At 36.6% G+C, this 13,638-nt stretch carries 9 protein-coding genes; 1 reads left to right on the top strand and 8 read right to left on the bottom strand.

Going from position 1 to position 13,638, the window contains the following annotated elements; translation table 11 throughout:
- The first annotated feature begins 24 nt into the window (after positions 1-24).
- Positions 25-2,289 (top strand): acyl-CoA dehydrogenase family protein, encoded by a 2,265-nt coding sequence (locus UH1x_RS11845; RefSeq protein WP_482621863.1) that lies wholly within the window; start codon positions 25-27, stop codon positions 2,287-2,289.
- Here the strand turns inward: UH1x_RS11845 and UH1x_RS11840 are convergent.
- The 8 genes from UH1x_RS11840 to UH1x_RS11805 all read right to left on the bottom strand — a co-directional run bounded on the left by UH1x_RS11840 (position 2,286) and on the right by UH1x_RS11805 (position 13,617).
- On the bottom strand, positions 2,286-3,113 hold the full coding sequence (locus tag UH1x_RS11840) for a GIN domain-containing protein (protein ID WP_036151892.1): 828 nt from the start codon (positions 3,111-3,113) through the stop codon (positions 2,286-2,288). The two genes, UH1x_RS11845 and UH1x_RS11840, sit on opposite strands and share 4 nt — an antisense overlap.
- A 134-nt stretch (positions 3,114-3,247) precedes the next feature.
- On the bottom strand, positions 3,248-5,077 hold the full coding sequence (locus UH1x_RS11835) for a cytochrome c oxidase subunit I (protein ID WP_482621862.1): 1,830 nt from the start codon (positions 5,075-5,077) through the stop codon (positions 3,248-3,250).
- Between the two features lie 60 nt (positions 5,078-5,137).
- Positions 5,138-6,241: a cytochrome c oxidase subunit II gene (locus UH1x_RS11830; protein WP_482621861.1), complete on the bottom strand. Its 1,104-nt coding sequence runs from the start codon at positions 6,239-6,241 to the stop codon at positions 5,138-5,140.
- Between the two features lie 32 nt (positions 6,242-6,273).
- Entirely contained in the window at positions 6,274-7,608 is a 1,335-nt protein-coding gene (locus UH1x_RS11825) for a quinol:cytochrome C oxidoreductase (protein WP_482621860.1), read from the bottom strand.
- A gap of 15 nt (positions 7,609-7,623) precedes the next feature.
- Positions 7,624-8,184 (bottom strand): c-type cytochrome, encoded by a 561-nt coding sequence (locus UH1x_RS11820; RefSeq protein ID WP_405410615.1) that lies wholly within the window; start codon positions 8,182-8,184, stop codon positions 7,624-7,626.
- A 2-nt stretch (positions 8,185-8,186) separates the two neighbouring features.
- On the bottom strand, positions 8,187-8,717 hold the full coding sequence (locus tag UH1x_RS11815; protein ID WP_076547283.1) for a DUF3341 domain-containing protein: 531 nt from the start codon (positions 8,715-8,717) through the stop codon (positions 8,187-8,189).
- Between the two features lie 2 nt (positions 8,718-8,719).
- Positions 8,720-10,465: an NrfD/PsrC family molybdoenzyme membrane anchor subunit gene (nrfD, locus tag UH1x_RS11810; RefSeq protein WP_276491962.1), complete on the bottom strand. Its 1,746-nt coding sequence runs from the start codon at positions 10,463-10,465 to the stop codon at positions 8,720-8,722.
- Positions 10,466-10,497: 32 nt separating this feature from the next.
- Positions 10,498-13,617, bottom strand: a complete 3,120-nt coding sequence (locus tag UH1x_RS11805; protein ID WP_482621859.1) for a TAT-variant-translocated molybdopterin oxidoreductase — start codon at positions 13,615-13,617, stop codon at positions 10,498-10,500.
- Positions 13,618-13,638: the final 21 nt, after the last annotated feature.

The following is a 13,638-nucleotide window of genomic DNA, read 5'->3' as shown; positions in this document are numbered from 1 at the left end:
AACTAAAAATTGTAATTTCATGGCATGACAAAAGAAAATTACACAGCACAAGTATTACAATATATTCCGGTCTTTTATATTATCTGGTCAGACGACCTCTTGTCGGCATCAGAAATAAACGTTGTTGAAAACGCCATATCAAATGATGTTACCTTATCCTCAGATGACAAAAAACAACTTAAAGCGTGGATGAATGTCAAAAATCCGCCAAAAAACGAGTTATTCAAGTCTTGGAAACAATTGATTATAAATAGTGGTGTAAAGTTAGTGGAGCACGAAACGTATCCATTAACGGCTTTCAGTCAAAAAGTAACATCACACTACCACAATGACATATCGTATAACGATCAAATAAAAACTATAGAAATTAATTTGGGCATTCAACCCAATCATTACAATCATTTATTTGACGTACATATTGACTTAGAAAAAAAATCCTCTCAATATTCGGCAAAAACCATAGACACAATTTTAAAAGGAAATCATGCAAAGGCAATAGATTCTTTTAGAGCCGTACTTAGTGATCCAATTTTCTCTTGGGAAGTAAGACGTAACAAAGAAGAGTTTCGAAATCATGTTCTAAAACAAGTTGAGTTTTTGGCGGATAAGGGTTACGGCGCAATGGCATATCCCGAAGCATATGGTGGTACCAATGATATGGAAGGCTACGCTTACATTTTTGAGAATATGATGTGGGCAGACGGAAGTCTATCCATAAAATTTGGGGTACAATTTGGGTTATTCGGTGGCAGTATTCAGAAATTGGGCACCAAGAAACACCATGATAAGTATTTAAACGATACAGGTAAGGCTGAATTATTAGGCTGTTTTGCCATGACAGAAACCGGACACGGATCTAACGTTCGCGGAATTAAAACAACAGCCACTTATAACAAAGATTCCGAAACCATTGTCATACATACCCCAGGTAAAAACGATAATAAAGAATATATAGGGAATGCCATACATTCTAAAATGGCATCTGTTTTTGCTCAACTTATTATAAACGGAAAAAATGAAGGAGTACATGCTATTCTAGTTCCTCTTAGGAATGAAGCACATGAGTTACTACCAGGTATAATGGTTGAAGACAACGGTTACAAACTGGGACTTAACGGGGTTGATAACGGCAAAATTTGGTTTAACCAAGTTGAGGTGCCAAAAGAGAATCTATTGAACAAGTACGGTACTATATTAGGTAATGGAGATTATTATTCAGAAATAAAGAATCCGAACAAACGCTTTTTCACCATGTTGGGTACTCTGGTAGGAGGTAGAATATGCGTTGCCAGGGCAGGTTTAGGCGGAGCTAAATTCGCATTGACAGTTGCCATTAAGCATGCTTTAAAAAGAAGACAATTTAATGATAGCGTTAAAATACAAGAAGACCTTTTGATGGATTACCCATCTCACCAACTACGCTTGACTCCCTTAGTAGCCAGCGCATATGTATATCACATAACGTTAGACAAAATGATGGTGCTCTATTGCGATGAATCTCAACCAGACAAAAGACAAGTTGAAACGCAGGTAGCAGGACTTAAATCCATTATTACTTGGTACGCCAACGATGCCATTCAGGAATGTAGAGAAGCTTGTGGCGGCAAGGGTTATCTTTTAGAGAATAGAATTGCAGACCTAAAAGGTGATGTTGATATATTCACAACTTTTGAAGGCGATAATAATGTATTATTACAACTAGCCGCTAAGGGTGTTCTTTCAGATTTTAAAGCGGAGTTCAACAGCGCAGGCTTTTCAACTGTCTTGAAATTATTAAGCTCTCAGCTAAGTGATAAACTGTCCACCATAAACCCGTTGTATACGAACAAGACAGATAAAGACCATTTATACAATCCTAATTTTCATGTACACGCTTTAGAACATAGAACAAGAAGATTAACCTATACTATTGCAATGCGTATTAGAGGTTATATTAAGAAAGGAATTCCGTCATATCAAGCCTTCTTAAAGGTACAAACACACTTAATGACACTTGGTAAGGCATATAGTGCCGAACTAGCGTACAAATCATTTATAGCACACAACAACACAATGACCGACCCCGAGTATAAAGCGCTATTTGAAAAACTAGGTACCTTATATGCTCTGCATGAAATAAGAAAAGATGCATCATGGTATTTAGAGCAAGGCTACATTAGCGGAACTAAGTCCAAAGCTATACGCCAAAGAGTTGAACGCCTGTGTACAGAACTGAGACCGCATCTTAATAGCCTTGTAGATGGTTTTGGAATACCGGATCACTTAATGACCGCGCCAATAGCTAACTAATTACGCTCTTTCTCTAATCTTGATGTATCTAAAAAATCAAGAATAGTTATTTCCGGTTCACCATATAGCTTGGTTCTAGTACCACCTTTAGAACTAAGCTGTAATGTGTTCAACGCCCTAACTTCTATATCTGGTGAATCTTCGGCAACTACAAGAACATAGTTAGCTTGAAGATCAGATGCTTTTAGAGATGTGTTACCATACAACTTAGCCATTAAAAAATCTGTTGTACCCTCAACTTTAGCAGAGGCATTTTTATACATATAAATATTATTACTAGCACCAGTGGTATATAATTTCACATCTATTCTATCTTTTAATGTAAGATTTAATGAGTCGCTCGCTAAGTTAAAATCTCCAGAACTAATTTCTTCCATGTTAATATCCATAATATCAGCAGTGGCATTTAACTCCAGTCTAGATGTACCAAAAGTTTCCACCCTTAACCTATCGGTAGAAATAACATCCTTCATGCTAATTTTACCATTCATCATTCTAATACTATTCAGCTCTTGAAAGAAAATGGTAATCTCCAATTTCTTCTTTCCCGTAATATTATAGAACGAAGATATCTTTAGTGTACCATTGTCCACTTTAAATTTTAGTACATCTACCAAATTATCATCTAACTCCAAAGCATAACCTTCTGTAGTTGCTTTTTGAATAACGATGTCTAGATCATCAACCAATTCAATAGCATTAAAAGGCTCTAGATCCTCGCGTACTTCAATAACATTTTTATTCCCTTTTATCTTGGGTTTACGTTGCGAATAACCGTTAGCAGAGATAACCAATAGAATAATCAATAGGGCGAACTTTTTCATAGTGTTTACTTATGTTTAATAATTGAAGATATCCAATTTTAAGTAAAATTAGAACAACTTAGTAATATCTTAGGATTATTACCAAAAAAAAGCCCAACTATTACTAGTTGGGCTCTATATAAAAATAATATTTTCTAATGATTCATTTCCTCTTCATTCTCCTGTAAAGGAATATGTTGAGGCACATAATCTTGACCTGTAATAATATACTCACCATTCTCATAGACTTTACTATAGTCATAAGCCCATCTATGAACTTCAGGAATAGGACCAGCCCAGTTTCCGTGAATATGCTCTTGTTCAGCAGTCCATTCCAAGGTATTTGACTTCCATGGATTCTTAGGTCCAACCTTACCGTAGAATATACTATAGAAGAAGTTAGCAACAAATACTAGCTGTGCCGCAGCCGCTATAATAGCAAAAACAGTCATTAATACTTGAATATCTGTTAACTCATCAAACATTGGGAAAGCTGTATTTTCATAGTATCTTCTTGGAACACCAGCCATACCTACAAAGTGCATTGGAAAGAATACTCCATAAGCACAAATTGCAGTAACCCAAAAGTGAACATAACCTAAGTTCTTATTCATTAATCTACCTCCGTACATTTTAGGGAACCAGTGGTAAACACCTGCGAACAATCCGTACAATGCAGATATACCCATTACCAAGTGGAAGTGAGCAACCACAAAGTAAGTATCATGAACGTTAATATCTAATGTACTATCACCTAAAACTATACCAGTTAAACCACCAGTAATAAATGTTGACACCAAACCAATTGAGAATAGCATAGCCGGATTCAATTGTAGGTTACCTTTCCAAAGTGTAGTTATATAATTAAATGCTTTTACCGCTGATGGTATTGCAATCAATAAGGTTGTAAATGTAAATACAGATCCTAAAAATGGATTCATACCAGAAATAAACATATGGTGACCCCAAACGATTGTCGATAAAAATGCGATTGCTAAAATAGAAGCAATCATTGCACGATATCCAAAAATAGGCTTACGAGCATTTGTAGACATTACTTCAGAAGTAATACCTAATGCAGGTAATAATACAATATATACCTCAGGGTGACCTAAGAACCAGAATAGGTGCTCATATAATACTGGAGAACCACCTTGGTAATGTAAAACTTCACCTTGAATAAAGATATCCGACAAGAAGAAAGAAGTACCAAAACTTCTATCCATTATTAATAATAAAGCTGCAGATAATAATACAGGGAATGAAATAACACCAATTATAGCTGTTACAAAGAAAGCCCAAATCGTCAAAGGCAATCTTGTCATTGACATCCCTTTGGTTCTTAAGTTAATCACAGTTACAATATAGTTTAATGATCCCAAAAGAGACGAAGCAATAAATATTGCCATTGAGCTCAACCATAATGTCATACCCATACCTGAACCAGGCTGAGCCATTGGCAAAGCACTTAATGGTGGATAAATTGTCCAACCTGCTGCTGCTGGTCCTGCTTCAACAAATAATGAAACAATCATTATACCTGAAGCAATAGCAAACAACCAAAAAGAAACCATGTTCAAGAAACCAGATGCCATATCTCTTGCACCTATCTGTAATGGAATCAATAAATTACTAAACGTACCACTTAAACCAGCGGTAAGTACAAAGAATACCATAATGGTACCGTGCATGGTAACCAACGCTAAATAAACATCGGCATCCATAACACCACCTGGTGCCCACTTACCTAAAAGAGCTTCAAAAATTGGAAAAGACTCTCCTGGCCAAGCCAATTGCATTCTAAACAATAATGACATTGCAATACCAATAAAACCCATAACAAATACCCCCAAAATAAGGTATTGTTTACCAATCATTTTATGGTCTTGACTAAAGATATACTTTGTTACAAAAGTTTCTTTATGATGATGTCCATGATCGTCATGTGCGTGATCATCTACATGTGCATGTGCTGTTGCTGACATAATCGTAATCTTATTTATATTAATTTTCTAATTATAGCTATATTAATCTGAGAGTAAAAATTACTCCGCTACTGAAACTGCACTAACCGTATTAAAAGCAGGGTTAGTATCATCTTTCATAACCGTTTCAGCGAAAGTGGATTGACTCTTCATCCATTCATTGTATTCCTCCTCAGTCTCAACAATAATCTTCATTTGCATGTTATAATGAGACTTACCACAAATCTTATTACAAAGAAGAATATAATCAAACTCCCAAGGATCAATAGCCTCACCCGTACTTACAGCTTTCTCTGCTCTAATTTTATTGGTTCTTTTCACCTTATCCATTACATCTGGGTTAGTTCTCATCTCTTCTGTGGTATAAATAGGAGTAAATGAAAACTCAGTGATCATACCAGGTACACAGTTCATCTGTGCTCTAAAGTGTGGCATATAAGCTGAGTGCAATACATCTTGAGAACGCATTTTAAAATTAACTTTTCTACCTACCGGTAAATGCAATTCTTTTACAATAATATCATCATGAGCATAGGTATCAGCTTCATCCAAACCTAATACATTCGCTTTATCGATATCTATCATTCTAACATTAGCACCACCTAATACATTATCTCCACCACCATATCTAGCGGTCCAATTAAATTGTTGTGCATAAAGCTCTACAATTAAAGGATCATCCTCATCATTAACATCCATAATGGTTGTCCATGTGTATAATCCCCATAGAATAAGACCTGCCAATACGATTACAGGAATAATTGTCCAGATAAACTCTAAACGATCATTATCTGCATAAAACAAAGCCTTTTGTCCCTTTTTACCAGCGTATTTATATCCAAAATAATGTAATAAAGCCTGAGTAAGAGTCTGTACTATAAAGATGATAATAAAAGATACCAACATTAAGCTATCATACTCCTCACCGTGAGCAGATCCTGCTTCAGGCAATAAGAACTTACCATATTTCCAAAAACTGAATATGGTAATTCCGTAAATGAATACCAAAAATCCAAATAACATATAACCGTTATTCTTATTATCGCTATCCGTTGCAATCTGGTGCTGTTCAGTTTTAAGCTGAGATAATTCAAATATTTTAGTCAACTGCCAAATGGCAATGGCTACAAGAACAAGTACAGCTAAAGTTAATAATGTCGTCATTGTATATATAAATGTTATACTTTACTTAATTACTAGTAATGAAAGTGTCTACTTTCTTCAATAAAAGGATTTCTTTTTGGTTGAAGAGGCTGAGTTGATAGCGCTCTAAAAATCCAGAATATAAACAAGCCTGCAAAAAACAATACAGAACCAATTTCAGGAATACCTATATACCAATTCTTACCAACAGTAGAAGGCATAATAGCGTTAAAGATATCCATATAGTGACCTCCAAGTATTACAATACCTGTTAAAATTACAAACCAGTTAATTCTCTTATAATCACTATTCATCAACAAAAGAACAGGAAACAAGAAGTTCATAGCTACCATACCAAAGAATGGTAATCTATAGTCTGCAATTCTAGTTACGTAATACGTTACTTCTTCAGGTATGTTAGAATACCAGATAAGCATGAATTGAGAGAACCATAAATAGGTCCAGAAGATACTGATACCGAACATGAATTTTGCTAAATCATGTATATGACTATCGTTAACATCTGGTAAATGACCTTTAGATTTTAAATAAACGGTAACCATAGCGATTACTGTAATACCTGATACGAACATACTAGCAAATATGTACCAACCGAATAGTGTACTAAACCAGTGTGGCTCAACACTCATTATCCAATCCCAAGACATAATAGATTCTGAAATCAAATAAAACACTAAGAAACCAGCCGAAATTCTAAAGTTCAATTTAAAGTTAGAATTATCATCAGACTCATCTTGAGCTATTGATAATTTTCTAGAATATTCTCTGTACCCAATCCAACCAGCTAAGAATATTGCCGCTCTTATCAAAAAGAAAGTAGGGTTTAAATATCCAGACTTACCTTGAAGTAATGCATCGTGAGCAACTACAGTTTCATCCATCCAAATAAATAAATGATTCATGTGGAGTACTGAAAGAAGTAATATTACGAATACAATGATTCCACCAGGAACCAAGTAAGCGGTAATACCTTCCATAACTCTAAACAATAACGGTGACCAACCTGCCTGTGCAGCACGTTGTATAGCGTAGAACGCTAACACACCTAAGGATATCATAAAAAAGAAGAATGCCGCAACATACAATGCCGCCCAAGGTCTATTCTTTAATTGATCTAATAAATGCTGATCATGAGAAGAATCATGTTCTTCACCATGAGATTCGGCAACAGCGTGATCACTTTCTTTAGTTGCATGTTCAGCTTCAGCTGCATGGGCATCACCATGACCTCCGTCATGACTTGCTACCATTTCTTTTGCCTCTGCTATAGTTCCAGGAGCCATAACAAATCCACCAATGATTCCTAATGCACCTACTATCATTAGAACGATGGAAGCTATTTTGAGTCTATTTGAAAACGTATACATAGTATTGTTTACCTATTATTTGGTTAAATCTTGTTTCAGTGTCATAACATATTCAGATACTTGCCACATCTCTTCAGTATTCATTTGAGATGCATAAGATCCCATTGAATTCAATCCGTAATGAATTGTATAATATGTAGATCCTACTGTCAAGTTTCTTACTGGGTCAGCATAACTAGGCACACCTAGTATCTTTTCTCTTTTCACAAGAGTTCCCTTACCATCACCTTTATCTCCATGGCAAATGGCACAATAAATAGTATACAATTGACCACCTTTAGCTAAATTAGTTTCAACATTCATTGAATCCAGTGGACTAGATTGTAATCTTGCAAGCTCTTTACCTTCAGGAGAATTTTCAAACTCATAAGGCAACCAACCTCTATTAATTGTATTTGCAGGTGGCAACATAGCCTCTGATTCATTTGGCAAAAAATCTACCTCTTGGTATGTTTCATAACCTACAGCCTCATACATATTTGGCATGTACTGATAATTAGGAACACTATCATCTTGACAAGATGTTGCCATGATAGCCAAACCGAATATTATTGCTATTTTCTTAAAACTGTTCATATTTAATGACTGTTTTTTTCTGAAATATTAATTTCTACTGCACCAGTATTCATTAATAAATCTCTTAATTCTTGCTCGTTGTCGTGGATTTCAATCTCCATTAAAAAATGATCATCCGTAGTTCTTACATCAGGATTTTCAGCTTCTTTAAAAGGCCATAATCTACTTCTCAAATAGAAAGTGATAACCATTAAGTGAGCCGCAAAGAAAACCGTTAACTCGAACATAATTGGAACGAAAGCCGGTAGGTTCTCTAAATAACTAAAACTTGGCTTACCACCAATATCCTGTGGCCAATCTTCAATCATGATATAGTTCATCATAAGTGTTGCCACTGTAAGACCAACCAAACCATATAGGAAAGCTGTTATAGCCAATCTAGTTGGAGCTAAGCCCATAGCTTTATCTAACCCGTGAACAGGAAAAGGACAATATACCTCTTCTATATGAAGCTTTGCTGCTTTCACCTTTTTAACGGCAAGCATTAGCACATCATCATCATCGTAAAAAGCGTGTATAACTTTAGATGCCATATTTATCTTTTGTTATTTAATAAAATTGCTGCTTGTCCCGCCCAGTCGTCACGTTGTGCTCTACCTGGAAAAGAACCTGTAATAGAATCTAACAAATTATATTCACCCTCTGTCATTCTAGCAACCTGAGCAAATGTGTAAATTCCTATTTCATTTAAAGTAGCTTCCATTTGTGGACCAATACCTTTAACCTTCTTTAGGTCATCAGCCTCTTGTGTAGTGGCATCAAAAGTACCAACAGCACTTAACAGATCAGAAACACCTACTTTATCACCTACCGTAGGAACAACTTCACCCATCAAAACATCATCGGTAATCGGTTCTTTAACCTCTACTTTAGTTTCTTTAATTTCATAAAGTGGCTTTCCAGCATCTCTCAACACTTTATATTTCTCTCCTGAAGCTTTCAATATAGATTTAACCTCTGCCTGCGCAATTACAGGGAACGTTCTAGAATACAACAAGAACAAAACAAAGAAGAAACCAATTGTACCAACAAAGATACCTATATCAACAAATGTTGGTGAAAACATTGTCCAAGATGATGGAAGATAATCTCTATGCAAAGAAGTTACGATAATCACGAATCTTTCAAACCACATACCTATGTTTACCACTATAGAGATGAAGAAAGAGAACATGATACTAGTTCTTAATTTTTTGAACCACATAAACTGTGGAGAGAATACATTACAAGTCATCATTGACCAGTATGCCCACCAGTAAGGACCGGTTGCTCTGTTCAAGAAAGCGTACTGCTCATATTCTACACCTGAATACCATGCCATAAACAACTCTGTAATGTAGGCACAACCTACAATAGAACCTGTTAACATGATTACGATATTCATCAATTCAATATGCTGAATAGTAATGTAATTTTCCAAATGACACACTTTCCTCATTATAATCAATAACGTATTTACCATAGCGAAACCAGAGAAGATTGCCCCAGCAACGAAATATGGTGGAAAGATTGTTGTATGCCAACCCGGTATAACCGATGTAGCAAAGTCAAAAGATACAATGGTGTGTACAGATAATACCAAAGGTGTTGCAAGACCTGCAAGTACCAATGAAACTTCTTCAAATCGTTGCCAATCTTTAGCACGACCACTCCAACCAAAACTTAATAAACTATATATTTTCTTTTGGAAAGGCAATACAGCTCTATCACGAATCATAGCAAAATCAGGAAGTAAACCTGTCCACCAGAATACTAAAGAAACTGATAAGTATGTTGATATTGCAAATACATCCCAAAGAAGTGGAGAGTTAAAGTTAACCCACAATGAACCAAACTGGTTTGGAATTGGTAATACCCAATATGCCAACCATGGACGACCCATGTGAATAATAGGAAACAAACCTGCTTGAACTACAGAGAAAATTGTCATTGCCTCTGCAGAACGGTTAATTGCCATTCTCCATTTTTGACGGAATAACAATAATACTGCCGAGATCAGTGTACCGGCATGACCGATACCTACCCACCAAACGAAGTTGGTAATATCCCAAGCCCAGTTTACAGTTTTGTTAAGACCCCAAGTACCGATACCGGTTGAGACCGTATAAATAATACAACCTACTCCCCAAAGAAATGCTACTAGAGCAATGGAAAATACTATCCACCAGTGCTTATTAGCTCTACCTTCTACTGGAGCGGCAATATCCACAGTTACATCGTGGTAGCCTTTGTCTCCAATTACTAGGGGTTTACGTATAGGTGCTTCGTAATGCGACGCCATAGACTTTTGTTATAATTACTTTCTACTATTGTTTATGCTTCGTTGGTGTTTCTAACCTTAACGTGGTAGAAAACATTTGGTTGAGTACCTACATGCTCCAATAAATGGTACATACGGTCACTCGCTTTTAATTCTGATACCTTACTCTTCTCATCATTAACATCACCAAATACAATGGCACCGTTACTACATGCAGAAGAACAAGCTGTTTGGAACTCGCCATCTTCAATAACACGACCGTCTCTTTTAGCATCAAGAATAGTCTTTTGTGTTTTTTGAATACACATAGAACACTTCTCAATAACACCTCTAGAACGAACGTTTACATCTGGGTTCAATACCATTTTACCCAAATCGTTATTCATATGGAAATCGAACTCGTCATTGTTGTTATACAAGAACCAGTTGAATCTACGCACTTTATATGGACAGTTGTTTGCACAATATCTTGTACCAACACATCTGTTATAAGCCATTTGATTTTGACCTTGTCTACCATGTGAAGTTGCCGCTACTGGACAAACAGTTTCACAAGGCGCATGGTTACAGTGCTGACACATTACAGGCTGAAAGGCAACTTGCGGATTCGCAGAAGGATCTTCTAACTCTCCAAAACCACCTAATGAACCATTATCGCCAGACAATCCTTCAAAACCATCTTTCTTAGCGTTATCACCTTCAAAAGTTTCTTCTGAAGAATAATATCTATCGATACGCAACCAGTGCATATCTCTTGATTTTCTTACTTCGGCTTTACCAACTACTGGTACATTATTCTCAGCATGACAAGCGATAACACAAGAACCACAACCGGTACAAGCATTCAAGTCGATTGACATATTGAAATGATGCCCAATGGTACGATCAAAGCTATCCCATAAATCAACAGAAGTTGCAGGAACTTCTTGGTGATCTAAAGAAACCATAGGAACCTCATTCCACTCAGAATGATTTTTAGTATTGAATATCTCTAAAGTTGTTTCCTTTATGATATCACCTCTACCCATAAGGGTTTTATGCAATTGAATACAAGCAAACTCATGGTTACCTGCTACTTTTTCCACACTTACAGATTGATTGGCATTAAAACCTTCGTACAATTCAAAGGCATTAACCCCTGTCTGCATATCTTCTTTCAAGCCTACTTTCTTACCGTAACCAAAAGAAAGACCTACTGTACCCTTAGCTTGCCCAGGCTGAACAACTACAGGGACTTGCTCCAAACTAACACCATTAACGGTAAGCTTTACATAGCTACCGTCCATACCGCCATTGGCTACATTAACGTTCTCTACACCTAATTCAGCAGCATCTGCTTTAGAAATAGTCACATAGTTATCCCAAGATACTCTAGTAATTGGATCAGGAAACTCTTGCAACCAAGGATTACTTGCTTGCTGACCATCACCCATACCTACTTTAGAATACAAAGTAAGTTCCATTCCATCACTAGTGGTATTTGCCAAAGTACGCACAGCAGAAGCTAAAGAAGTATTGGTTACAACCTCAGTTGCATCTTCTGTTGCCACAATATTTAGTGCAGCACCCTCAGCGTTTACCACCATTGTTTCGGCACTGAAAACACCATCTTGCAATGCTTGATTCCAACTTGCACCATTAAGCACAGATGAAGACCAAGTTTCTTTTATATAATCATAATACGTTTGCTCGCTTCCAAGTAGCTCTAAAACTACAGTCTGAAACTGCTTTGTATCAAACAATTCTTTAATAGTAGGCTGCATTAAACTGTAATGCCCCTTTTTGATCTGAATATCCCCCCAAGACTCTAAGTAGTGATTTGTAGCACCTACATATTGCACAGCCTCAGTAGTTTCATTCCAGTTAGTAGAGAAAGCAACCGAAAGATCAACCTTTTCCAAACCTTCTTTAAAATCTGCAGCATTAGGCAAAGAATAAACAGGATTTACACCGTCCATTAACAAAGCACCAACTCTACCAGCCTTCATATCGGCTATAAGAGCATTCACCGCTTTTACACTACCTTTTCTAATATACTTAGGCGCCGCAGCATCATAAGCTTTACTTGATAGCATTTCATTAATTGCCAAAACAACCGCTTGCGCATTAACATCGTCCAAACCAGTTACAACAACTGCATTAGAACCCGCCTTCTTTATTTCAGTAGCAATGGAATCAACCAATGCATCATACTCTGAAGTGTTACCACCAACAGAAGTACCATTTAATTTTCCGTATAATTTAGCTAAAACCACTTTTTGCGCACTTGGCTTCATAGCCACACGCTTATCTGCGTTAGCACCAGTTAATGACATATTAGCCTCTAACTGCACGTGTCTTGACATTTTACCATTCTTAGGTACACGACCTCTAGAATAACCAGCATCATAACCCCCACCTTGCCAATCAGCAATAAAATCAGCACCGAAAGAAACAATCAGTCCCGCTTTTTCAAAATCATAATCAGCTAAAGCACGCTCACCATATTTATTTTCAAATGCAGTCAAAGCCGCATCCTCAGAAATAGCATCATAAGTAACATGAACAACATTCTCGTTCGCAGCTACTAAATCAGACATTAAACGGTCAGTTGACGGACTTGCATATGTCTGCGTAAGTATAGCTATTTTTTTAGCTGAACCTTTAAGTCCACCCATTTTAGCTTTTACCGTTGCCTTCAAAACATCCCAATCAACAGGCTCACCATTTGCCATTGGTCCCTGTAATCTTGTACTGTCGTACAATGAAAGAACAGAACCCTGCACTCTAGCATTGGCAGAACCACCAATTTTAGCCAAAGTATTATTCTCAACCTTGATAGGACGACCCTCACGGGTCTTAATTAATATGCTAGCAAAATCAAAACCGTTAGCAATTGTTGTCGCATAATAGTTAGCAACACCAGGAACTATATTTTCCGGCAATACAACATAAGGAATAGATTTTACAACCGGTCCTTCACATGCTGCCAAAGAAGCAGCTGCAGTACTAAACCCAACATACTTCAAGAAATCTCTACGATTTGTATTTGTAGAAGACAAAGTTTCCTTGTCACCCAAGAAATCATCCACAGGAATCTGCTCTACAAATTCGTTCTGCTTTAGCGCCTCAACAATGGAATCGTTAGGATTTAACTCCGCCTCGTTCTTCCAATATTTTTTGTTTGATGCCATACGTATTATCTGTAATTAGCT

Source organism: Maribacter sp. UH1 (assembly GCF_056839145.1).
The sequence above is the reverse complement of the archived record's forward strand: the minus strand, read 5'-3'. Positions and strand labels throughout refer to the sequence as shown.